This is a genomic window from Streptococcus sp. C300 (assembly GCF_000187645.1).
GTDB classification, from domain to species: Bacteria; Bacillota; Bacilli; order Lactobacillales; family Streptococcaceae; genus Streptococcus; species Streptococcus oralis_CQ.
On sequence record NZ_GL732467.1, the window covers coordinates 155,564 to 179,976 of the forward strand.

General features: G+C 40.8%; 23 protein-coding genes and 2 tRNA genes. 2 read left to right on the forward strand and 23 right to left on the reverse strand.

The window, feature by feature from the left end:
* Positions 1-3: 3 nt before the first annotated feature.
* From HMPREF0849_RS05565 to gyrA, 6 genes are all read right to left on the reverse strand, one after another.
* Entirely contained in the window at positions 4-810 is an 807-nt protein-coding gene (locus HMPREF0849_RS05565; protein ID WP_000500078.1) for an alpha/beta fold hydrolase, read from the reverse strand.
* 11 nt (positions 811-821) lie between these two features.
* Entirely contained in the window at positions 822-2,096 is a 1,275-nt protein-coding gene (locus HMPREF0849_RS05570; protein ID WP_001002653.1) for a DUF2130 domain-containing protein, read from the reverse strand.
* 94 nt (positions 2,097-2,190) lie between these two features.
* A complete protein-coding gene (locus HMPREF0849_RS05575; RefSeq protein WP_000196323.1) occupies positions 2,191-3,471 on the reverse strand; it encodes an O-acetylhomoserine aminocarboxypropyltransferase/cysteine synthase family protein in 1,281 nt (426 codons plus the stop codon).
* Between the two features lie 149 nt (positions 3,472-3,620).
* Positions 3,621-4,418, reverse strand: a complete 798-nt coding sequence (locus HMPREF0849_RS05580) for a formate/nitrite transporter family protein (protein WP_000254787.1) — start codon at positions 4,416-4,418, stop codon at positions 3,621-3,623.
* Positions 4,419-4,616: 198 nt separating this feature from the next.
* Positions 4,617-5,372 carry a class A sortase gene (locus HMPREF0849_RS05585; RefSeq protein ID WP_000018511.1) on the reverse strand — a complete coding sequence of 252 codons (756 nt, stop codon included), beginning with the start codon at positions 5,370-5,372 and terminating at the stop codon, positions 4,617-4,619.
* A complete protein-coding gene (gyrA, locus tag HMPREF0849_RS05590; RefSeq protein ID WP_001154048.1) occupies positions 5,372-7,840 on the reverse strand; it encodes a DNA gyrase subunit A in 2,469 nt (822 codons plus the stop codon). Before gyrA ends, HMPREF0849_RS05585 begins: the two co-directional genes overlap by 1 nt.
* A gap of 194 nt (positions 7,841-8,034) precedes the next feature.
* Here gyrA and HMPREF0849_RS05595 point away from each other — a divergent pair, with 194 nt between their 5' ends.
* A complete protein-coding gene (locus HMPREF0849_RS05595; protein ID WP_000204722.1) occupies positions 8,035-9,021 on the forward strand; it encodes an L-lactate dehydrogenase in 987 nt (328 codons plus the stop codon).
* A 131-nt stretch (positions 9,022-9,152) separates the two neighbouring features.
* Here HMPREF0849_RS05595 and HMPREF0849_RS05600 read toward each other — a convergent pair whose 3' ends face one another.
* Positions 9,153-9,428 carry an HU family DNA-binding protein gene (locus tag HMPREF0849_RS05600; protein WP_001284636.1) on the reverse strand — a complete coding sequence of 92 codons (276 nt, stop codon included), beginning with the start codon at positions 9,426-9,428 and terminating at the stop codon, positions 9,153-9,155.
* A 107-nt stretch (positions 9,429-9,535) separates the two neighbouring features.
* Complete coding sequence (locus tag HMPREF0849_RS05605) at positions 9,536-10,372, reverse strand: DegV family protein (protein ID WP_000195463.1); 837 nt, start codon at positions 10,370-10,372, stop codon at positions 9,536-9,538.
* Positions 10,373-10,513: 141 nt separating this feature from the next.
* Between HMPREF0849_RS05605 and HMPREF0849_RS05610 the strand changes: the two genes are divergently transcribed.
* Positions 10,514-11,362 (forward strand): YitT family protein, encoded by an 849-nt coding sequence (locus tag HMPREF0849_RS05610; RefSeq protein WP_000619787.1) that lies wholly within the window; start codon positions 10,514-10,516, stop codon positions 11,360-11,362.
* Between the two features lie 22 nt (positions 11,363-11,384).
* Here HMPREF0849_RS05610 and HMPREF0849_RS05615 read toward each other — a convergent pair whose 3' ends face one another.
* From HMPREF0849_RS05615 to HMPREF0849_RS05685, 15 genes are all read right to left on the reverse strand, one after another.
* On the reverse strand, positions 11,385-12,782 hold the full coding sequence (locus HMPREF0849_RS05615) for an APC family permease (RefSeq protein WP_001020305.1): 1,398 nt from the start codon (positions 12,780-12,782) through the stop codon (positions 11,385-11,387).
* 212 nt (positions 12,783-12,994) lie between these two features.
* Positions 12,995-13,564: a hypothetical protein gene (locus tag HMPREF0849_RS05620; RefSeq protein WP_000506262.1), complete on the reverse strand. Its 570-nt coding sequence runs from the start codon at positions 13,562-13,564 to the stop codon at positions 12,995-12,997.
* Between the two features lie 19 nt (positions 13,565-13,583).
* Positions 13,584-14,996, reverse strand: coding sequence for a Fe-S cluster assembly protein SufB (gene sufB / locus HMPREF0849_RS05625; RefSeq protein WP_000797057.1), 1,413 nt, complete (start codon positions 14,994-14,996; stop codon positions 13,584-13,586).
* Positions 14,997-15,053: 57 nt separating this feature from the next.
* Complete coding sequence (sufU, locus tag HMPREF0849_RS05630; protein ID WP_001218458.1) at positions 15,054-15,494, reverse strand: Fe-S cluster assembly sulfur transfer protein SufU; 441 nt, start codon at positions 15,492-15,494, stop codon at positions 15,054-15,056.
* The gene (locus HMPREF0849_RS05635) at positions 15,481-16,707 is read right to left on the reverse strand and encodes a cysteine desulfurase (protein WP_000887706.1); all 1,227 of its coding nucleotides are present in this window, start codon (positions 16,705-16,707) and stop codon (positions 15,481-15,483) included. Before HMPREF0849_RS05635 ends, sufU begins: the two co-directional genes overlap by 14 nt.
* Before the next feature lie 10 nt (positions 16,708-16,717).
* Complete coding sequence (sufD, locus tag HMPREF0849_RS05640) at positions 16,718-17,980, reverse strand: Fe-S cluster assembly protein SufD (protein ID WP_000159656.1); 1,263 nt, start codon at positions 17,978-17,980, stop codon at positions 16,718-16,720.
* 27 nt (positions 17,981-18,007) lie between these two features.
* On the reverse strand, positions 18,008-18,778 hold the full coding sequence (gene sufC, locus HMPREF0849_RS05645) for a Fe-S cluster assembly ATPase SufC (protein ID WP_000114489.1): 771 nt from the start codon (positions 18,776-18,778) through the stop codon (positions 18,008-18,010).
* 151 nt (positions 18,779-18,929) lie between these two features.
* A complete protein-coding gene (locus tag HMPREF0849_RS05650) occupies positions 18,930-19,124 on the reverse strand; it encodes a DUF3272 family protein (RefSeq protein WP_000198269.1) in 195 nt (64 codons plus the stop codon).
* 27 nt (positions 19,125-19,151) lie between these two features.
* On the reverse strand, positions 19,152-20,816 hold the full coding sequence (gene dnaX / locus HMPREF0849_RS05655; protein ID WP_000283841.1) for a DNA polymerase III subunit gamma/tau: 1,665 nt from the start codon (positions 20,814-20,816) through the stop codon (positions 19,152-19,154).
* Positions 20,816-21,313, reverse strand: coding sequence for a GAF domain-containing protein (locus HMPREF0849_RS05660; RefSeq protein WP_009013631.1), 498 nt, complete (start codon positions 21,311-21,313; stop codon positions 20,816-20,818). Before HMPREF0849_RS05660 ends, dnaX begins: the two co-directional genes overlap by 1 nt.
* An 81-nt stretch (positions 21,314-21,394) precedes the next feature.
* Positions 21,395-22,597 carry a 30S ribosomal protein S1 gene (gene rpsA, locus HMPREF0849_RS05665; RefSeq protein ID WP_001001617.1) on the reverse strand — a complete coding sequence of 401 codons (1,203 nt, stop codon included), beginning with the start codon at positions 22,595-22,597 and terminating at the stop codon, positions 21,395-21,397.
* Between the two features lie 162 nt (positions 22,598-22,759).
* Positions 22,760-22,831: transfer RNA gene (locus HMPREF0849_RS05670), tRNA-Gln, on the reverse strand.
* Positions 22,832-22,839: 8 nt separating this feature from the next.
* Positions 22,840-22,920 (reverse strand) — tRNA-Tyr (locus tag HMPREF0849_RS05675).
* Positions 22,921-22,969: 49 nt separating this feature from the next.
* Complete coding sequence (locus HMPREF0849_RS05680) at positions 22,970-23,200, reverse strand: DUF2969 domain-containing protein (RefSeq protein ID WP_000037107.1); 231 nt, start codon at positions 23,198-23,200, stop codon at positions 22,970-22,972.
* A 112-nt stretch (positions 23,201-23,312) separates the two neighbouring features.
* Positions 23,313-24,350 carry a branched-chain amino acid aminotransferase gene (locus HMPREF0849_RS05685; RefSeq protein WP_332248915.1) on the reverse strand — a complete coding sequence of 346 codons (1,038 nt, stop codon included), beginning with the start codon at positions 24,348-24,350 and terminating at the stop codon, positions 23,313-23,315.
* Positions 24,351-24,413: the final 63 nt, after the last annotated feature.

The following is a 24,413-nucleotide window of genomic DNA, read 5'->3' on the forward strand; positions in this document are numbered from 1 at the left end:
TCATTAACTTTCTAAAAATACTAAAACTCTCTTTTGGAAATCCTTATTCTGCTCATAAAGTGCATGGCCGCACTCTGGCAAAATAGTGAGCTGGCTATCTTTGATATGCTGATGCAATTCAAGTGAAGCTTCTACGCCTAGAACATCATCCTTTTCTGCTCCAATGATTAGCGTAGAACAGTTTATTTTTTCCAAAATGGTTAGGCTATCGTGTTTCAAACAAGATACAGCCTGAATAGCAATGCGTTGTTTATCTTTAATACGGCCAAAAATTCCCATTATTCGATAAAGGTATTTGAATTTCCCGAAGGATTTAGTTGTGTAAGAATGACTAGCAATATCAACCATCAGTTCTTTATAAGTCCCTATTTGACTCAGGCTCAGCCAGCGTCTAATCCGCTCCCTACCAAGCTCACTTAGTTTTGCAGTAGTAACAGCCAAAATCAAACTTTCAACCTTTTCTGGAAAATCTACAGCTACCCATTGAGCAATCATACCACCTTGGGAAATCCCCATGACGACAGAACTTTTTAAATTCAATACATCCATAGCTTCCGCTACATCAGCAGCCATATTTCGTGTTGTATAATTTTCTGGCAACTTATTGATGCGACTAAAAACATAAACTTTATAAACCTTGGCAAATTCTCGGTAAGTTAAAGCTAGCATTTGAGCCATGCCCTTAACTGTCTGTAATCCATCCCCCAACCCTGGTATGATAACGAGAGACTTCTTTCCTTTACCAAAGGTCACATAATCCATGTTTTTTTGATCTAGTTGAAGGACCTTATTTTTCGAAGAGTAAAACATTATTTTCTTCCTCACTCCCCCTTCAGCGCTTCAAACTTCGCTTTCATAGTTGGATTTTTTCGGGTCAATTTTTTAACCGAAACATCTTCCAACTTATTGTTTGCGAGGCGGAGTTGGTTTTCGGATGTGGTTAGGAACTTCTTGACCTCTTCCATGCGTTTGATGGCCTTGTCGATTTCATCAATAGCTTTGCCAAAGTTGGTCGAAGCAGAGTTGTAGTTCTTGGCAAAAGCTAGTTTAAAGGCATCCAAATCTTCCTCAAAATGCGTAATATCGATATTTTGCTCGCGAACCAAGGCCAACTCCTGCTTGTATTTTAGAGAATTAAGCGCTGCATTACGCAAGAGCCCAATCAACTGAATAAAGAATTGAGGACGAACCACATACATCTTTTCATACTCATGACTGACGTCCACAATCCCAGTGTTAAAGTAGTCATTATCTGCCTCAAGCATGGTCACTAAAACCGCATACTCGCAGTTCTTTTCCCGACGGTCCTTGTCTAATTCTTTGTAAAAATCCGAGTTCTTATGCTTCTTCTCTGTTCCATCCGCTTCATTTTTCATTTCAAACATGATGGAAATGAATTCTAGACCATTTTCATCAAAATCACGGAAGATAAAGTCCCCCTTAGATCCACGCGCAGAGAGCTGGTTATCCTTCTCAAAGTAGGCATTTGGAAAGGCAAAACTACGAACCTTGTTAAACTCACTCTCTGCATACTGTTCCAAACTTTCCCCGATAGCTTTTGTAGATTGTTGGGCTTTGAAATTCTTGTAAAATTCTACTTGTTCACTAGCTGCCTTAAGCTGGGCTTCGTAATTTTGCTTGACTGAGGCCAGAGATAACTCATTTTCCTTTTCTTGCAAGAGGAGCTGATTTTTGACCTGATCCCGTTCTTTTTCTAAGTCAGAAAGGGTCTTTTGCAGTTGATTTTCATGCTCCAAACGCAAGGTGGCCAGTTGGTTTTCCAAGGCCTGTACTTCCTTGTCCTTTGCTAATAAGGCCTCATGACTTGACTGTTCAACCTCTTTCTTGGCTAACTCTCTCTCTGTATCAAAGTTTTGGATTTGACTCTGCAATTGCGCGATTTCTTGGTCCTTTTGAGCCAGTTTAGTCTGTTGCTCATTCATAGCCTTCTGCTCAACCAAGGCCAGCTCCTGCTTCATGCGATCGTGCAATTCCTTATCAAACTCGGCAGTTCTCACTTGGGATAAGAGTTCGGTATACTGACTTTCATTTACTGTAAAGACTTCCCCACAGTTGGGACATTTGATTTCGTTCATAACTTTCCTCTTTCTAGACTTCTGTAACCATTATATCATGCCTGAGGAAAAATCAAAAACAGCGAGTCGAAACCCACTGTTTATATCTGTTACTTTAAATTTTTTCCAAGGCCAAGCGCAAATCTTCAATCAAATCCTCTACATTTTCAAGACCGATCGACAAGCGGATTTGGTTTGGTGTTACACCTGCTGCTTCTAGATCTTTTTCTGACAACTGACCGTGAGTGGTTGTCGCAGGATGGACAACAAGAGATTTGGCATCTGCCACGTTTGCAAGGTCAGAAAAGATTTCCAGATTATCAATTACCTTGCGAGCTTCTGTTTCTCCGCCTTTAACATGGAAGGTAAAGATTGAACCAACACCTTTTGGCAAATATTTCTCAGCCAAGGCATGATATGGACTGTCAGCTAGTTTTGGATAATTTACCTTCTCTACCTTAGGATGGTTGACAAGGAAATCAACAATTTTCTCTGCATTTTGCACGTGACGTTCAACACGAAGAGAGAGAGTTTCAAGCCCTTGGAGCAAGAGAAAGGCATTAAATGGCGACAAGGCAGCACCTGTATCACGGAGCAATTGAACACGAACAGCGATAATAAAGGCTGCTGCACCCACATCACGAGTATAGCTCAAGTTGTGGTAACTTGGATCTTCCTCAACAAATTGAGGGAATTTCCCTGAAGCTGCCCAGTCAAAACGACCACTATCGACAATCACTCCTCCAATAGTCGTACCATGTCCACCGATAAACTTAGTTGCTGAGTGAATGGAAATATCTACACCGTGAGAGAAGACGTTAATCAAATATGGTGTGGCAAAAGTGTTGTCAGAAACGAGAGGAATCTGGTGTTTATGCGCAATCTCAGCCAATTTTTCCAAGTCAGGAATGTTAATCAAGGGGTTCCCCAAGGTTTCAATCAAGACAAGCTTGGTATTGTCATTGATAGCTGCTTCCACTTCTTCCAAATTATCCACATCGACAAAGGTAGTTGTGATTCCATAACGAGGAAGGGTTTCCTTCAAGAGGTTGAAGGTCCCACCGTAAATAGTTGACGCTGCCACCACATGGTCACCTGCGTGAGCAAGCGCCAAAATAGTGTAGGTTACAGCAGCCATCCCTGATGCTGTCGCTAGTGCTCCAACACCACCTTCAAGAGCTGCAATTCTTTCCTCAAAGGCTGCTGTTGTAGGGTTTGTGATACGAGTATAAATGTTCCCTGGTTTTCTCAAGGCAAACAAATCGGCACCTTCTTGCGTGTCATCAAAAACGAAGGATGTTGTTTGATAAATCGGTACTGCACGAGACTTAGTTGCTGGATCAACTACTTGCCCAGCATGTAATTGTAGGGTTTCAAATTTAAAATCACGAGTCATATGACGACCTCCAAATAGCTTCATTAGGGATATTGTATCATCTTGTGCTAGTCTTTTCCAATACCGTTTTTCTATATTTTGATATAAGGAACAACTATGACTAGTCTTACACATCAAACAAAAAAGCACGATTAACTCGTGCCCGTTTTTTAATCTACATAAGTGTCTTCGTTTTTATTGAGGAAGGCGTAAGGCAAGCCCATCAAGAGACCTCCTCCGATAAAGTTTCCGACAAAGGTTACACCCCAGTGACGAAGAATATTAGGTATGTCAAAATTAGCAATTGAATCTGCTGCAACACTAAACTTAACAATCGCAAAAGAAGCAAAGTTCGCAGCAATGTGTTCGTTTGTTAAGAATACAAACATGTAAATTGCTGATAAGACAAGCCAAAGTTTGGCCCCACCATCTTTCACCAAAACGAATGAAAGAATGGCAATATTTACAAAGATATTGGCTAAAATACCTTCAAGTAGGACTAACTCATTGGAACGACCTAACTTCATCTCTACAACCCCTGAAATGAAGCTATCATGTGTTAGATTTGCATAGGCTGCCGAATGAGCAAAGCCCCAACCTGCTATCAAAGCTCCGATGAGATTGAACAAGGTACAGTATAGTAAAATCTCAGCTGTTTTTCTCCATGAAATTTTTTTCAAGAAACTACCAGCTGTCAAAAACATCATATTTGAAGTTACCAGCTCAGCATTCAAGAAAACAATGTAGGCCAATCCCCAAGCAAAAACGAATGGGAAAAGAAAACGTCCACTACCTGGAGCAATCTTATTAATCAAGTCAGCCCCAACTGCGCCCGCTGCCGTACTAAATGTTAGAAAAGCACCTGCAAACATGGAACGAATCGCATACTTAAACTTGCTTTGGCTATAAAGACTTTCTTTCTTCTTACAAGCAAATTCAATCTTTGAAATAAATTCTGAAGAGACCATAAAAAACTCCTAAACTTTTATTTGTGATAATTATAACATAATTCTTTTTTTCTAGAAAGCGTTTTCTGTAAAATTCTAAAATATTTATCTTAAAAATCTTTATCCTAAGCCTTCTTATCCTTTTTCATAAGAACTATTTTGATTCTATTTGTTCATATAAAAAACCAGTGAAATAGCACTTCACTGGTTCATTCATTCTTAATAACGTTGTCTATACGGTTGATTAAAGGCCTTCAAAATATCCTCAGAAGTCTCAGAATAAGCTTTTGATTCTTTAAAGATTCCTTTGACGATTATACGCTCAGTCGCATTATAATCAACACAGGTAACCAAAGTAATCTCCTTTACGCCATCACGATCTTCGATTTCATCTACACGGTCAGGTGTGACACGTTTAACTTCTGTAATCTCATAAGTATAAACTTTATCCTTATCCGTCAGGTAAATTTTCATACCTGCTTTGGCATTGACCAAAGGTGAGAAGAGCATTTGACTGGCATTTTCAGCAGTAAAGATATGGTGACTAGCTAGAGAATAGTTCCCTTCTCCCATTCTTTGGTCTGGTTTCATGGTCCCTGCTCCGTAGAACAGGTTTACATTATCCAACCCTTTGAAAATAGGAAGGTTAATCTCTACTTCAGGAATAGCAATACCTCCAATAACAGGAAGTTTCTGAGCATCCCATTGTGAAGCCAATACAGCTTCAGATGAAATAGACTTAACAGAGTCAAAATCAAAATTCCCTTCGGTTTTTAGATTTTCATCTATATTTTCCTTAGTGACTTGATTGACTTGGTATTTATTGGTATTCCAGACCAAAAAGAGATCACGAATCTTTGAATTAAAAATTAAAGCTAGCGATAAAAGAATTAAGAAACCTGCTAAAATATTGATAAATAGATTTCTTCGCTTGTTTTTCTTACTCTTTTTATTTTTCGTTTTTTTATGAGACATTATGCTTCACCTTCTGTTTCAATTTCAGTCCCAACTTCTTCTTTTTCTGCCGCAGCAACCGTTGTAAAGGTTACAATCTTAGCATCCTGATCTAGACGCATCACCTTAACTCCCATAGTTGAGCGTCCCGTTTGTGAAATATTGGCAACATTTGTACGGATCATAACACCTGTATCTGTGATAATCATCAGGTCTTCATCGCCTTTAACAGTAAGGAGACCAGCCAGAGGACCATTCTTCTCAGCAACATTAGCTGTCTTCATCCCTTTACCACCACGGCCTTTAGTAGGATATTCAGTAGCAAGTGTACGTTTACCATATCCTTTTTCAGTGATGATAAGAACCTCGTCTTGGTTTGTAATCACGCTAGCGCCAACTACTGTGTCACCCTCACGAAGATTGACTCCTCGAACACCAGTCGCGATACGGCTCATGCCACGAACAGCTGATTGATTAAAGCGAACAGCATAACCAAACTTGGTACCAATGATAATATCCGTATCTTCTTCTGTCAGCAAGACATTAATCAATTCATCTTCATCCTTGAGATTCAAGGCTTTCAGTCCATTTTGACGAATGTTAGCAAACTCTTTGACACTGGTTCTCTTCACGATACCGTGACGAGTTGTAAAGAAGAGATAAGCGTCATCACTACGTTCAGACTCAACGTTGATGATGGTCTGAATGCTCTCACCTTCGTCCAACTTCAATAGATTGACAACTGGTAAGCCCTTAGCAGTACGACCGTATTCAGGTATTTCATAACCTTTTAGTCGATATACGCGTCCTTTATTGGTAAAGAAGAGCAAATGATCATGGGTACTGGTTGAAACCAACTCACGCACAAAGTCATCATCCTTAACTCCGGTACCTTGAACTCCACGGCCACCACGTTTTTGTGCAGTGAACTCACCTTGGTCCAAACGTTTGATATAGCCCTTATTAGAAAGGGTAATCAAGACATCAGTTTCTTCAATCAAATCTTCATCTTCAAGAGTTAAGACTTCTCCGATCATCAACTCCGTTCGACGCTTATCACCAAACTTGCGTTTGACTTCGTCCAGCTCCTCTTTGATGATTTGAGCCACGCGCTCAGGTTTGGCAAGAATATCAGCCAAATCTGCAATCAAGGCAATTAATTCATCATATTCAGACTGAATCTTATCACGTTCCAATCCTGTCAAACGACGAAGACGCATATCAAGGATAGCCTGACTTTGACGCTCAGAAAGCTTGAACTTGTTCATCAATTCAGCTTGGGCTTCCGCATCCGTTTCACTAGCACGGATAATACGAATCACTTCATCAATGTGATCCAGAGCGATTAAAAGACCTTCTAAGATGTGCGCACGCGCTTCTGCTTTTTCCTTGTCAAAACGAGTACGGCGAACAACCACTTCTTTTTGGTGCTCGATATAAGCATCCAAAATTTGACGAAGGGACAAGATTTTTGGCACACCGTTTTGAATCGCCAACATGTTGAAACCAAAATTGGTTTGCATCTGGGTCATCTTGAAGAGGTTGTTAAGGATAACGTTGGCAGACGCGTCGCGTTTAACCTCGATTACAAAGCGAACGCCTTCACGGTTAGACTCATCACGTACAGCTGTAATGCCCTCAATTCGTTTTTCCTGAACCAAGCGAACAATATGCTCATGTACCTTGGTTTTATTAACCATATAAGGGAATTCCGTTACAACGATACGCTCACGACCCGTCTTAGTGGTTTCAATCTCTGTACGAGAACGAAGGACAATGGAACCTTTACCAGTCTCATAAGCCTTATGAATACCTGATTTCCCCATAACAAGAGCACCAGTCGGAAAATCTGGACCAGGCAAGACTTCCATCAAGTCCTTAGTCGTCACTTCAGGATTATCCATAACCAACTTCACTGCATCAATGGTTTCACCCAAGTTGTGAGGTGGAATATTGGTTGCCATCCCAACAGCGATACCCGTTGCTCCATTGACCAAAAGGTTTGGAAAACGAGCAGGCAAAACCAAGGGTTCACGTTCGTTAGCATCGTAGTTATCTACGAAATCAACTGTGTTTTTATTGATGTCACGAAGCATTTCCAGAGCAATCTTGCTCATACGTGCCTCAGTGTACCGCTGCGCGGCAGCACCGTCCCCGTCCATAGAACCAAAGTTTCCATGCCCATCAACAAGCATGTAACGGTAGCTCCACCACTGGGCCATACGAACCATAGCTTCATAGATAGAGGAATCTCCGTGTGGGTGGTATTTACCCATAACATCCCCTGTAATACGGGCTGACTTTTTATGAGGTTTGTCTGGTGTAACACCTAGTTCATTCATTCCGTATAGAATACGACGGTGAACAGGTTTTAAGCCATCTCGAACATCAGGAAGGGCCCGCGCAACGATAACGCTCATGGCGTAGTCGATAAAGCTGGTCTTCATCTCCTTTGTCAGATTGACATTCACTAAATTTCTATCCTGCATTCATAAATGCCTCATTTCACTATTAGTAATTAGATATATTATACCATAATTTGTCCTTCATTTCAGCCTTCTGAAACCACTAAAACGTTTACATCGATGACCGAATAGAATATTCGTGACAAAGCTTTTTAAAAGTGATAGAATGAAAGTGTCTGGGGATTCCCCTAAAAAAAAATGAAGGAGATGTTTAGATAATGACTTCAACTAAACAACACAAAAAAGTGATCCTTGTTGGTGACGGTGCCGTAGGTTCATCTTACGCTTTCGCACTTGTTAACCAAGGAATTGCACAAGAGCTTGGAATTATCGAAATTCCACAATTACACGAAAAAGCTGTTGGTGATGCGCTTGACCTTAGCCACGCCCTTGCCTTCACTTCACCTAAAAAAATCTACGCTGCTCAATACTCTGACTGTGCAGACGCTGACCTTGTTGTTATTACTGCAGGTGCTCCTCAAAAACCAGGTGAAACTCGCCTTGACCTTGTAGGTAAAAACTTGGCTATCAACAAATCAATCGTAACACAAGTTGTTGAATCAGGTTTCGATGGTATCTTCCTTGTTGCAGCTAACCCAGTTGACGTTTTGACTTACTCAACTTGGAAATTCTCTGGATTCCCTAAAGAACGTGTTATCGGTTCAGGTACTTCACTTGACTCAGCACGTTTCCGTCAAGCACTTGCTGAAAAATTGGATGTTGATGCTCGTTCAGTTCACGCCTACATCATGGGTGAACACGGAGATTCTGAATTTGCGGTTTGGTCACACGCTAACATCGCTGGTGTAAACCTTGAAGAATTCCTTAAAGATACTCAAAACGTTCAAGAAGCTGAATTGATTGAATTGTTCGAAGGTGTTCGTGACGCTGCCTACACAATCATCAACAAAAAAGGAGCTACATACTATGGTATCGCTGTAGCGCTTGCTCGTATCACAAAAGCAATCCTTGATGACGAAAATGCAGTACTTCCACTTTCAGTCTTCCAAGAAGGTCAATACGGTGTTAAAAACGTCTTTATCGGTCAACCAGCTGTTGTTGGTGCACACGGTATTGTTCGTCCAGTAAATATCCCATTAAACGATGCTGAAACTCAAAAAATGCAAGCATCTGCTAAAGAATTGCAAGCTATCATTGATGAAGCATGGAAAAACCCTGAATTCCAAGCAGCTTCTAAAAACTAATGAAAAAAAGGTTCTCAAACATGGGAACCTTTTTCTTTTTGCACAGAATCATAACTCAACTTTTCAAATAAACAAAAAAAGCCTATCGATCAAGCAATGAAGCTTGATACAATAGGCTTTTTGAAAATTCATTATTTAACAGCGTCTTTAAGAGCTTTACCAGCTTTGAATGCTGGAACTTTAGAAGCTGCGATTTTGATTTCTTTACCAGTTTGTGGGTTGCGACCTTTACGTGCAGCACGCTCACGAACTTCAAAGTTACCGAAACCGATCAATTGAACTTTTTCACCAGCTGCAAGGTATTCAGTTACTGCTGCAAATACAGCGTCAACTGCTGCTGCTGAATCTTTCTTAGTCAATTCTGTAGCTTCTGCTACTTTAGCGATCAAATCTTGTTTGTTTGCCATGTTAACAAATCCTCCAAATAATTTCTAATTAACAAATATAATCATATCCTAAAATCGGCTATAGGTCAAGTCAAAAACACTATTTTGACCATTTTTTCTCTATTTTTTTAGGAATTGTAGCGAATTAGAATCGCCCAAGCATTCTCTCCAGTATGAGTTTGAATAATAGAGCCAGTTTCCAATACAGAGATTGGTTTCTCAACATAAGGTTGCAATAATGCCTTCATCTCATTCGCCAATTCGTTCGTTCCAGCATAGGAAATTCCAATTTCTGCAACTGATTTTTGGGAAAGAGTATTGGTTAATTCCTCAAGCCACTTTTTGAAAGTTTTCGCTCCACGTCCTTTGGCGATTGGTTGGAGTTCGTGGTTTTTCATCTGCATTACTACACGAATATTCAAGAGTGAGCTTAGTAATCCTGTCACACGTCCAATACGACCACCCTTAACTAAGTTTTCTAGCGTCGAAACACCGATATAGAGTTCTGTATGATTTTTGACGTCCTCTACATGAGCTAAGATCGTTTCTAAATCTTTACCTTCTTTAGCAAGTTTTGCGGCTTCAACAACTTGGAACTTCATTGCTTGATCTGTAAAGGAACTATCAATAACTGTTACATCAGCAGTTGAGAGACTTGCCCCTTGGCGAGCAGCTTCCACAGTTCCAGACAAGGCATGGGACATGTGAATGGCGATAATTTGACTGCCATCTTTACCTAGTTCTTCAAAGACCTCAGCAAACACTCCTACAGGGGGCTGGCTTGTTTTAGGCAGATTCTTACTTTGTTGCATAAGATGAAGGAATTCTCCCTCTTTCAAATCTGCATCCGAATAAAGCACACTATCAATCATAACTGATAGAGAAACAACGGTGATATTTAATTCTTTAACTACTTCTGGTTCGATAGTAACAGAAGAGTCCGTTACAATTTTTACTTGTGTCATAATTCAATCTTTCTATTCTTCTCGATAGGATTGGGATTTTCTCCTTTATTATATCAAAAAAATGATAAAAAATCATAAGTGATCCGATGAAAAGAACTGAATTTTTGGTATAATCTATCTATAGAAAAGTGAGGAACAGCTATGATTCGAAAACTTCAACCGATTATTACCATTATTTTGGGAGCTGCTATCTATGCCTTCGGTCTTACCTACTTTGTTGTTCCTTATCATTTATTTGAGGGTGGGGCGACAGGTATTACCTTGATTACCTACTATCTCTTTAAGATTCCTGTCTCATTGATGAACCTCTTGATTAATATCCCTTTATTTATCCTGGCTTGGAAGATATTTGGACCTAAGACCCTCTACTCCAGCCTTCTAGGATCTATTTCACTTTCCGTTTGGCTAGCAATCTTTGAGCGCATTCCTTTGCACATCGACTTGCAAGGGGATCTCATCATTGTCGCTTTAGTCTCAGGTGTCTTACTAGGGGTTGGTTTAGGAATTATCTTTAATGCTGGTGGAACCACTGGTGGCTCTGATATCGTTGCCCGTATCCTCAACAAATACACCAATATTTCGATTGGTAAATTGCTCTTTGGGATTGACTTTTTTATCCTAATGTTGATTTTGATTATCTTCCAGGACCTTCGTCTAGTTACCTATACCCTCTTATTTGACTTTATCATCGCTCGTGTTATCGACTTGATAGGCGAAGGAGGTTATGCTGGTAAAGGATTTATGATTATTACCCAATATCCTGATCAATTGGCCAAAGAGATTAACGATGAACTCGGACGTGGCGTTACCTTTATATCTGGTCAAGGCTACTACAGCAAAAAGGATTTAAAAATTATCTACTGTATCGTCGGTCGAAACGAAATCGTTAAAATGAAAGATATGATTCACAAAATTGATCCTCAAGCCTTTATCACCATCACTGAGGCTCATGAAATTCTGGGTGAAGGATTTACTTATGTGAAAGATTAAAAAAGCTGGGAATTCCCAGCTTTTATTCTTCTTCTGCGAGGGTTGAATGGCGGAACCCGTAAGTAAAGTAAATGACTAGACCAACTAGAAGAGCAATGCCAAAGGCAATCCAGGTATCTAGACTATATTGAAGCATAAAGGAAACACAGATAAGAATGGAAAGAATTGGCAAGAGTGGTACCAAAGGAGTTTTAAACTCTCCCTCTTTTGGCATACCCTTATCCTTTCTGAGTTTTATTATTCCGTAGGCTAGCAAAATGAGATAAGCTAGCGTACAGATATTTAAGAAGGCTGCAATACTAGCTAGAGGAAAGACTCCTGCAGCAATGGCTGAAGCAACTCCTGTTAAAAGGGTCGCATTTTTAGGAACGCGACTAGTCTTGCTTAATTGTTTGAAACTTTGAGGTAAAAGTCCATCACGCGCTAAGCTATAAATCATCCGAGATAAAGCATAAGTCATAGAGATACATACGGTTATCAGGGTTAGAATGGCTACAAGCGAAACATAATTTGCTGCCCAGCCGATACCAATACTCCGTAATGAAAATGCTACTGCATCGTCCACATTGAGCTTACTGTAGTGAACAATCCCTGTCAATACTAAGGTTACCAAGGCATAGAGAATGGTGACGATTGTTAGAGAAAGCACAATTCCGCGAGGAATATTTTTTTGCGGACTTTGAATTTCATCAACTGCCATGGAAATTGACTCAAATCCGAGAAAACCAAAGAACATCAAAGATGCGCCCGCTATAATCCCAGTACTTCCACCATATAGTTGACCAAAGCCAAAAGGAGCAAAATTCGACCAATTTTCTGGCTTGATGTACCAAATACCAACTAGGATAAATAAGGCTAGAGCTGAGAATTTCAAGACCACTAAAAGCGAATTAAATCTCAAAGCTGCCTTAGAATTTAATAAAACCAATCCCGTTACCAATGTCAGTACTAAAATAGGTAGAAGATCGATATAGGTACCTTGTTCAGGGTTAAAGGTTCCATTCAAGGCTTGGGGCATGGAGATACCATAATTACTGAGCAATCCCTTAAAGTAAGCTGCCCAGCCAGACGCCACACCTGAAACAGCTGTCATGAATTCCATGATGGTCAACCAGCCAGCAATCCAGGCTGGCAATTCTCCTAAAATCGCATAGAGATAACTATAAGCACCTCCAGTTGCAGGTACACGAGAGGCAAATTCTGCAAAAAAGAGAGCTGATAAAGAAACACATAAGGCAGAAATCACAATGGAAATCACTAGTGAGGGACCAGCTAGAGTAGCCGCCGCTGTTCCTGTAATGGTGAAAATCCCCGTCCCTACCATAGCACCGATTCCCAATAGAATCAAATCCCACAATTTCAAATGGCGACGCATCTCTGTCTGTCTCAGACTAACATCCTTGGTTCTAAAAATATTCATACTTCATCTCCACTAAATGTAATTGTTTTATTTTACCATATAAAAGCATTTTTGTGAATATTTATTAGGTTCTTTTTTGAAAAAAATTCTGAACAGAAAGGATTTCTGTTCAGATTTTGCATTTTTACCCAGTGATTCTTTCAATTATTTACTCATCAAGCGATTAAGCTCAACAGTATACCCATTGAAAGTTTTTGGGGATTTGGGATTTTTTAAACTTCAAAGTAAGGGAAGGGACGGTCACTATCTAAAGGACGATTTGGAACTTCTTGTTCCAAAATAGCGCGCCAACCTGATACCAATTCTTCAAAAGTCAATTGGGCTTCTGGAGAAGCTGTTGTCAGCTTCCGACCAAACCAAGCCATGGTTGCAGTTTCAAACTGAAGCATAGCGTACTGGATTACTGGTACATTTGCCTCTTCATAATTTTCATTTACTGCACGCGCTACTTCTGCCGCTTGCGGAAGGAGTTGATTGCTGATTTTATCAACAACAGTCGCATCCATCTCTCTCCATGAAAGAAGTTGACCATTTACCTGATAAAAGAGCTCAAAGGTTTCTTGATTTTCCTTGAAATTAGTAAGAACAAAAGCACGTTCCACGGCCTCAGGACCACCAGCAGCTTTTACAGCGTTTATCAAGAGGTTTTGTTCCATTTGTCGCCAATAATCATCTGCTTCTTCTGCTAAATCAATTGTAAAAGGTGGAACAATTTCCTCGACAGGAATTTCACCTTTATTCGCTTTTTCAACATTACCGAATAATTTTTTTAAAAATCCCATTTGCTTCTCCTTTTTGGATTTATCCGACTGAACCTTCCATTTCATAGCTAATCAAGCGGTTCAGCTCAACTGCATATTCCATTGGAAGTTCTTTTGTGAAGGGCTCGACAAACCCCATGACAATCATCTCGGTTGCCTCAGATTCTGATAAACCACGGCTCATGAGGTAGTAGAGTTGTTCCTCTGAAATCTTAGATACTTTGGCTTCGTGCTCCAAAGCAACTTGCGAGTTGTGAATTTCATTAAACGGAATGGTATCTGATGCTGACAAGTCATCCATGATAATGGTATCACACTCGATATGAGAAACAGATTTCTTAGAGTTCTTGTTAAAGGTTACTTGTCCACGGTAGTCCACCTTTCCTCCGCCTTTCGCGATGGATTTAGACACGATAGACGAGCTTGTATGTGGAGCGTTGTGGATCATCTTAGCCCCCGTGTCTTGGTGTTGCCCTGCATTGGCAAAGGCGATAGAGAGCATGGTTCCACGCGCTCCTTCTCCATCAAGGTAAACAGACGGGTATTTCATGGTTGTTTTAGCACCCAAGTTACCATCAATCCACTCAACAGTCGCATCTTTCAAAGCTTTGGCACGTTTTGTTACCAAGTTATAGACATTATCAGACCAGTTTTGGATGGTTGTATAACGCATATAAGCTCCGTCCAAAGCGAAAATTTCTACAATGGCAGCGTGCAAGCTGTTACTTGAATAAGTTGGCGCTGTACAGCCTTCTACGTAGTGGACGCTTGCTCCTTCATCAACAATAATCAAGGTACGTTCGAACTGACCTGTATTTTCGTTGTTGATACGGAAGTAGGTTTGAAGTGGAATATCTACCTTGACACCTTTTGGCACGTAGATAAAGGTTCCACCCGACCATACTGCAGAGTTGAGGGCTGCCAACTTGTTATCAGTCGGTGGTACCAACTTCGCAAAGTATTGTTTAAACAAGTCTGGGTATTCCTTGAGGGCAGAATCCGTATCTGTAAAGATAATACCCAATTTCTGGAACTCTTCCTTCATGTTGTGGTATACCACTTCTGACTCGTACTGGGCAGAGGCACCAGCTAGATAAGCACGCTCAGCTTCAGGAATCCCGATACGTTCAAAGGTTTCTTTGATTTTTTCAGGAACTTCATCCCAAGAACGGGCAGGTTTATCAGAAGGTTTTTGGTAGTAGATCAAGTCATCAAAGTCAATCTCTGACAAGTCTGCTCCCCAGGTTTGCATAGGCATTTTTTTGAAGGTTTCATAAGACTTCAAACGGAATTCTAACATCCACTCAGGTTCTCCCTTAGCAGCTGATAATTCGCGAATGACTTCTTCGTTCAATCCTTTTCCTGTCGATAGGACAGGCTCTACATCGTCATGGAAACCAAATTTATATTCACCAAGGTCAATTGGTTTTGGTTCTACTCTTTCTTCAGCCATAATATCCTTTCTTTCATTCTGTATTTCTAATGATTCATAAGACAAAAGAAACTTGTCTTACTGTTTTTCTTGATCTTCAATTGTTTTCTTAAGGGCATTCCAAGCTAGAGTTGCGCACTTGATTCGTTGCGGGAATTTGGCAACACCTGATAAGAATGCCGCGTCTCCAAGTTGGTCTTGACGCTCATCTTTTTGCCCTTGAACCATTTCAGAAAAAATAGTCGCAAGTTCTAGAATTTCTTGCTTGCTCTTGCCCAAAACAGCATCTGTCATCATACTAGCAGAAGCAGTTGAAATCGTGCATCCTGAATTTAGAAAAGCAATATCTTCCAAACGGTCCTCTGCATCAAACTTGACAGAGAGGTTGATAACATCCCCACAGGTTGGATTATTGAGACTGATTTGTTCAGCGTCTTCTAACTTTCCTTGGTGATGTGGATTTTTCGAATGGTCTGCCACCACTGCCATATAAAGGTTATCTAGTTTAGAAAGTGCCATTGAAAAACTCCTTTGTCTTTTGTAGGGCATCGACTAGTTTGTCACAATCTGCCTTGGTATTGTAGATATAAAAACTTGCACGAGCTGTTGCTGGGACTTCTAAATACTGAAGCAAGGGTTGGGCGCAATGGTGACCAGCACGAACAGCCACTCCTTCATAATCCAGAGCCGTCGCAAGATCGTGGGGATGAAGATCACCTAGGTTAAAAGCAATGACACCCGAACGTTGAGCCAAGTCCTGCGAACCATAAATGGTCAAACCTTCAATGGCCTGCAATTTTGGAAAGACGTATGCAATCAATTCCTGTTCATGAGCTTCAATGGCATCCATACCAATCTTTTCCAGATAATCCACTGCTGCTGCAAGTCCGATAGCCCCTGCCATATTTGGCGTTCCAGCCTCAAATTTCCAAGGCAATTCCTTCCAACTAGCAGATTGCTCATAGACGAAATCGATCATCTCACCGCCAAATTCAATTGGAGACATTTGTTCCAGATACTTTTCTTTACCGTAAAGGACACCGATACCAGTCGGACCAGCCATCTTGTGACCTGAAAAAGCAAAGAAGTCCACATCCAAGTCCTGGACATCAATCTTCATATGTGGCGTAGACTGAGCACCATCCACCACCATAATAGCTCCAACTTGGTGGGCTAATTGCGTGATTTCCTTGATCGGATTGACCACACCAAGAACATTTGAGGCGTGAGCTAGGGAGACAAACTTGACTTTATCAGTCAATTTAGCGCGCAAGTCATCCATATCCAGAGCTCCGTCCTTGAGATAAACATAGACAAGCTCAGCTCCGGTCTTTCGACAAGCTTCCTGCCAAGGAATGATATTGGAATGGTGTTCCATGACAGAAATCAAGACCTGGTCTCCCTCAGTCAGGATTTCCTCAGCAAAGCGTGCCACCCAGTTAAGGCTGGTTGTCGTTCCTCTGGTAAAGAGTACTTCCTTTGTAGAGCTTGCATTGATAAACTTACGAATGGTTTCACGAGCCGCCTCATAGGAAGCTGTCGCCCGCTCCGCCAAGGTATGAACCCCACGATGAACATTTGCATTGTCCTGCTCATAGTAGCGGTTGATTGTTTCCAGAACTGCTAGTGGTTTTTGTGTCGTCGCAGCATTGTCCAGATAGACCAGAGGTTCATCATTAACAATCTGGTCTAAAATTGGAAAATCCTTGCGAATCGCTTCTACATCTAACATAGGCTTCCCCTTAGCGTTTTGACAATTTTTCTTCGATAGTTGCAATCATTTCATCACGAACTTCTTTGACTGGAATCTCAACAATTACGGAGCCAAGGAAACCACGAACAACCAAACGCTCAGCAGTCGCCTTATCCAAGCCACGGCTCATGAGGTAGTACATATCTTCTGGATCCACCTGACCGATAGAAGCCGCGTGACCTGCAGTTACGTCATTTTCATCAATCAAAAGAATTGGGTTGGCATCTGAACGTGCTTGGTCTGAAAGCATGAGAACACGACTCTCTTGCTGCGCATCTGCTCCCTTAGCACCCTTGATAATGTGGCCAATACCATTGAAGGTCAAGGTTGCTTTTTCAAGGATAACCCCATGTTGGAGGATATTTCCGATTGAGTTGCAACCATAGTTAGTCACTCGAGTGTCAATCCCTTGCACCTGACGGCCACTTGAAAGAGCTACGACTTTCAGGTCAGCATGGCTACCATTTCCAATCAAGTCACTATCAAAGTCCGCAACGACATTTCCTTCGTTCATGACACCGATTGCCCAGTCAATGCTTGCATCGTTTCCTAGTTTACCACGACGGCTAATATAGGCAGTGACATTTTCACCTAAACGGTCAATAGCTGCAAATTTCACTTGCGCACCAGAACGAGCAATCACTTCGACCGTGATATTAGCAGTTGCCTTGGCACTACCTTCGTCACGAGACTCTAAACGTTCAAGATAACTAATCTTAGAATTTTTACCAGCGATAATCATAATATGCTTGTTAAATGGCACATCGCTATCACTGTCTTGGTAGAAAATTCCTTCGATTGGCTCTGTAATCTCAACATTATCAGGAATGTAGAGAACAGCACCACTGTTAAAGTAAGCTGTATGGTAGGCTGCCAACTTGTCGTCATCATACTTAACTGATGACATGAAGAATTCCTCAATAAGCTCTGGAATTTCTTCTAAAGCTGAGTGAAAGTCTGTAAAGACAACACCTTGTTCAGCTAACGCAACTGGAGTTTGTTCAAAAACAGTTTGCGTTCCTACTTGCACTAACTTCAAGTGATTATCTAGAGCCGTGAAGTCAGGAACATTTGCTGAAGGTTCACTTTCTGTGATGGTACCATCTCCCAGATTCCAACGATGAAATTTGACACGCTCAATGACTGGTAATTCCAAACTCTCAATCTTATCAAAAGCTTTTTGACGGAGGTCAGCCAACCAGCTTGGTTCAGCGTGCATTTCTGAAAAAAGTTTAATATTCTCTTTAGTCATTTACTTCTCCTAAAAGATACGAGGGAATTACAATTCTTCCTTGTAGTCGTAGCCAAGTTCTTCAGCTAGTTTTGCGTATCCTTCACGTTCCAAACGGGCAGCCAATTCTGGACCACCAGAAAGGACCACACGACCTTCCATCATCACGTGTACCACGTCTGGTGTGATGTAGTTCAAAAGACGTTGGTAGTGAGTGATAATCATAGCACCAAATCCCTCGCCACGCATAGCATTCACACCTTTCGATACAACTTTAAGGGCGTCAATATCAAGACCTGAGTCAATCTCATCCAAAAGGGCAAAAGTTGGTTCCAACATCAAAAGCTGAAGAATTTCATTACGTTTTTTCTCACCACCAGAGAATCCTTCGTTGAGGTAACGCTCTGCCATTTCTTCTTTCATGTTGAGCAATTCCATTTTCTCGTCTAGTTTAGTGATAAACTCACGAACTGAAATCTTTTCATCATCTTCTTTACCAGCATTCATAGCTGCACGAAGAAATTCAGCGTTGGTAATTCCTGGAATTTCAGATGGGTATTGCATAGCCAGGAAAAGTCCCATACGCGCACGCTCGTCTACTTCCAACTCAAGGATGTTTACGCCATCAAACAAGACTTCCCCTTTTGTAACTTCATAGTTAGGGTTCCCCATAATAGCTGCAGAAAGAGTCGATTTACCAGTACCATTTGGTCCCATGATAGCAGCGATTTCTCCTGTTTTCAGAGTCAGATTGACCCCTTTCAAAATTTCTTTTCCTTCAATTTCAACGTGAAGATCTTTGATCTCTAATACTGACATGATAGTTCCTTTCTTTTTCTGGCCTACTTCCTTTACCCTTAAAGAAATCACTTACATTTCTCTAAAAATACAAGAAAAGGTCCATAAATATACTCTACTAGTATAACAAAAAAAAGCCTAAAAGGCTTTGATTTTGTTTAGAAGCTAGTGACTAATCCTTGCGGTTTAGGTGCTGATCAATGGCGTCTACTATTTTACCCATTACATAACTTAACCTAAAATTTCGAAAAAGTAGAATGGCCCAAAAGGCTGCCATAAAATAGCGACCCGTCATCCAAGCTTCATTGAAAAAATAAGTCTCAGCAGCGGTAAATAGTGCTATCACGATAAATTGTTGTCTAGTCATAGGATTATTGTACCATGAAATCCACTTTTAGTCTTCTTCGACCATGACTTTATCAGCCAGAAATTCAAATCCCTCTGGAATCAAGTTCTCTTCTTCTACCTCTTGATCTGATTGAGAAGACTTGTTTCTAGCTGAAAATGCTGCACGAACCTCTTTCCATTCCTCTAGGGAAATTGCCAGGATTTCAGGTGAAAATCCAGCCGCCTGACTGAGAATATTGCCAAACATGGTATTGAGGTTATCCCGTTTCATGGTTTGCCCTGCATTGAAATTAGACTCAAAAGCTAAAATAGCATGGTGTTCGTTTGCTGCGACCGGTTGAGAACCAACAAGCAGAGCCTTATCAGGTCCAGCTAAACTCTCAATCACTTCTCCCCACGCATTCTGTAGGCGAATCAAGTTTTGCCGTGCCAATTCAGGATTTTCAACAGCTTCTTGTAGGATAGCCTGAACCTTATTACGGTCTACTCGATAGACTGTCTTGGAAGTGGCTGGACGGCTAGGGACTGGCGCCACTTGTTTAGGCACCGTTCCAACATTAGCAAGTTCTTGTTTGAGACGAGCGACTTCCTGTCTTAGTGTAGAAATTTCACTCTCGACAGCTTCTGAAAGCACTGGTTCAGGTTCAGGCTTAGTCTCAGCTAAACGAATGGTCATCATCTCAGCATAAATCTTAGGTTGCAGGCTAGCTTTCATATCCGCCAAGCTCACAGTCGCTATGCGAATCATTTCAAAGAGATTTTCCTGAGAAAGAGCTAGATTGTCCATAAAAATTGGACTATGATGAGTATTTTCGCCACCTGTCTGAACAACTAGTAAATCACGCAAATACTGCAAGAGGTCCGTCACAAAACGAGTCATGCTCTTACCATTTTCAAACAATAGATTCAAAGAATCGAGCGCTTTAGAAACATCCTGCTGAGACAAGGCGGCTACATAGTCATCAAGCGCTGATAGACTAATGGTGCCTGTAATCTCCTCAGAAATAGCTGTCGTTAAAGCATTCCCTTGCGTCAAACTCAAGGCTTGATCCAGAATAGACAAGGCATCCCGCATTCCACCTTCAGCTCGTCTAGCAATGATTTCCACAGCCTCTGGTTCAGAACTGATATTCTCTTTTGACAAAATAGTTTGGATATGGTCCTTAATATCTTGCGTTCGAATCGATTTAAACTCAAAACGTTGGACACGCGATAAAATAGTTGCTGGAATCTTGTGTAATTCGGTGGTCGCCAAGATAAAGACAACATTTTGAGTTGGTTCTTCTAGCGTCTTTAAAAGCGCATTAAAAGCTCCAGTAGACAGCATATGAACCTCGTCGATAATGTAGACCTTATAACGTGCCAAACTAGGAGCATAGGTGGATTTATCACGAATTTCTCGGATTTCATCAACTCCGTTATTCGAAGCTGCATCCATTTCGATAACATCTTCTAAGCTACCTTCTGTCACAGCCTGACAGATATAGCAGTTATTACATGGTTCTCCGTCCACTTGATTCGGACAGTTCATAGCCTTGGCAAAAATCTTGGCTACACTGGTCTTCCCAGTCCCACGAGGGCCTGAGAAAAGATAGGCATGACTAATCTTTTCCTGCTCGACCGCTTGTTTTAGGGTTTTAGCCACAACTTCTTGTCCGACCAATTGTGAAAAAGTTTGGCTTCTATATTTTCGATAAAGTGCTTGATACATTAGGCTTTCTCCTCAAACATCGTAAAGTCCCATTCTGTCTTCTCAAGCAAAATAGCGACAAATTGTTCCAAGTAATCACGGTCAATGGCATTGTAATCATCAATAAGTGAAGAATCTAGGTCTAAGACACCCAGCAATCGACCATTCTTGAGCATGGGAACTACGATTTCACTCTTGGCCATACTATCACAAGAAATATAGTTTGGATAGGTGCTCACATCGCCAACCAAAACAGTCTCTTGAAACTCAGCAGCTTCTCCACACACGCCTTTCCCAAGCGGAATGCGAATACAAGAAACACCACCCTGAAAAGGCCCTAAAATCAACTCGCTACCATCAAACAGATAAAACCCTGCAAATACAGTATTGGGAAAGCGAGATTTTAGGAGGGCACTAGCATTTGAAAGATTGGCAAGAACATTGGTCTCACCTTCTAGTAAATAAGAGAGTTCCTCATTTAACATTTGATATTGTGATTGTTTTTCTGAATCTAACATAGAACTATTATATCAAAAATGGGAAAGAGACAAAAGAAAAATCCCTTGTTTTAAACAAAGGATTTTGTGATTATCAATTGATTAAAGTTCGATATCACCGAACAAGTCAGCCATTGAGAATCCTGTTTGTGTTTCTGGAAGTTCGAAATCACGTTTTTCTTGACGTTTTGGACGACGTGGACGAGCAGCACGTTTTTCTTCTTTTTGTCCTTCTTCTTGAGCTGGACGTTCTTCAAGAGCTTTGATAGAAAGTGATACACGTTCTGCGTCAGCGTTAACATCAAGGACTTTAACAGTAACTTCTTGACCAACAGTAAGAGCTTCTTTGGGATTTTCGATACGTTTGTGTGAAATTTGTGATACGTGAACAAGTCCATCGATACCTGGCAATACTTCAACAAATGCACCGAAGTCAGTCAAACGTTTAACTGTTCCTTCTACTACATCACCTTTAGCCAATTTTTGCTCAACGCCATCCCATGGTCCAGGTGTTGTTGCTTTAAGTGAAAGTGATACGCGACCTTCTTCTTCGTTAAGATCAAGGATCTTCACTTCAATTTCTTCACCAACAGTTACAACTGATTTAGGTGATACGTTACGTTCGTGTGACAATTCAGTCAAGTGAACCAATCCGTCAACACCACCAAGGTCGATGAAAGCACCAAAGCTAGTGATACGAGCAACTTTACCAGTTACGACATCACCAACAGCCAATTTACCGAATACCTCAGCACGAGCTGCTGCAGTAGCTGCTTCAACAACTTCACGACGTGAAAGGATGAAACGGTTTTCTTTAGGATCAACTTCTTTGATTTTAGCATCAAATTCTTGACCTACGAAACGCTCAGTGTTACGTACGAAACGAGTATCCAACATTGAAGCTGGGATGAATCCACGAACACCTTCAAATTCTACTGAAAGTCCACCTTTAACGGCACGAGTTCCTTTAACAGTAACAACTTCTTCTTCACGTCCTACAAGTTTGTCCCATGCTTTGCGAGCTTCAAGGCGTTTTTTAGATACAAGGTATGTAACTGTATCAGTATCTTTACCAACTACTTGACGAAGTACAAGAACATCCAATACTTCTCCTACTTTCACAAAGTCATTGATATCTGCATCGCGATCGTTTGTCAATTCGCGAAGAGTCAAGACACCTTCAACACCAGTCCCAGAGATTGCAACGTTAGCTTGAGTCGCATCAACTGTCAATACTTCAGCACTAACAACATCACCAGGCTCAACTTGGCTAACGCTATTTAGCAAATCTTCAAATTCGTTCATCTAAAAAATCCTCCAACAATCAAGTTTTTCCAAACTTGACATACTTATAATTTTTTTCCTAAGCACCCGCAAAGACATGTTCATATCGTTCACGTCTTTCAATTATAAAAATAAAATACCCTAAGATATTTTTCTTTTTATCTTGAATTTATTACCTAAGAACTGGGGTAGCTGGATTCGAACCAACGCATGAGGGAGTCAAAGTCCCTTGCCTTACCGCTTGGCTATACCCCATTGATGAATGGAGAGAGAGGGATTCGAACCCCCGAACCCGAAGGAGCGGATTTACAGTCCGCCGCGTTTAGCCTCTTCGCTATCTCTCCAATGTTTAACGAGAACTATTATATCATGAAATTTTCAATAAAACAAGTATTATTTTGTCAAATTATAGTTTTCAATCAAAATTTCCACAGCTTTTTCAAGTTTTTTATAAAAACTATCGACATTTCCATTCTTTATGATGGCAAATTGGCTATCTAATTCGGCAATTTCCCCAATGACCTTTTTCCCAATCGTCAAAACGTATCCTTCATAGCTGTCTTTCCCAACAGTCACTTTTGCATCGGTTAATTGGATTTCAATTTTCTTATCTTTTTTACTCATACTCTACCTCTTTTCACTTTTTCTATTGTACAAGAAAATGCTCAAACTAGCAAGAAAAAACTCCATTTCAGCTATTACAACTGCTATGGAGCTCTTCTTTATTTCATGTCTTTTAGTCCACTTTGACAATCCATCCTTCAGGCGCTTCTACATCACCAAATTGGATACCAGTCAATTCATCATAGAGTTTACGTGTAACAGGACCTACTTCTGTTTCACTATAGAAAACATGGAAATCATCACCGTGTTGAATACCTCCAATTGGAGAAATAACTGCCGCGGTACCACAAGCACCTGCCTCTACAAAACGATCCAAATTATCGATTGGGACATCCCCCTCAATAGGAGTTAAGCCTAAGCGATGTTCTGCCAAATAAAGCAAAGAATACTTGGTAATAGATGGCAAGATAGATGGACTCAATGGTGTTACAAATTCATTATCAGCTGTAATTCCAAAGAAGTTAGCTGAACCGACTTCTTCAATCTTTGTATGTGTCGATGGGTCTAGGTAAATAACATCTGAGAAATGACGTGACTTGGCCAATTTCCCTGGCAAGAGACTTGCAGCATAGTTCCCACCTACCTTGGCAGCTCCTGTACCATTTGGAGCAGCACGGTCGTATTCATCCTGAATCAAGAAGTTGGTTGGAACTAATCCACCTTTAAAGTAATTTCCAACTGGCATAGCAAAGATAGTGAAAATATACTCTTCTGCTGGTTTTACCCCGATAATATCTCCGACACCAATCAAAAGTGGACGAAGATAAAGGGTTCCACCTGTTCCGTATGGTGGAACGTATTCTTCATTTGCACGCACAACTGCCTTACAAGCTTCTACGAACATTTCTGTTGGTACTTGGGGCATCAAGAGACGGTCACAGGTACGTTGCAGACGCTTGGCATTTTCATCAGGACGGAACAGTTGAATACTACCATCCTTGGTACGATAGGCCTTCAATCCTTCAAATGCCTGCTGTCCATAGTGAAGACTTGGAGAAGACTCTGAAATATGCAAGGTCGCATCCTCTGTCAATTCTCCTTGATCCCATTGACCATTCTTGTAATGAGCGATATAGCGATAAGGTAATTTGATATAAGCAAATCCAAGGTTTTCCCAATCAATTGCAACTGTCATGTGTTTCTCCTTTATACTATTCAAACTATGTGTTCTATTCTACACTTTTCTAGTAAAATTTCAAGTATTATTTGTAAT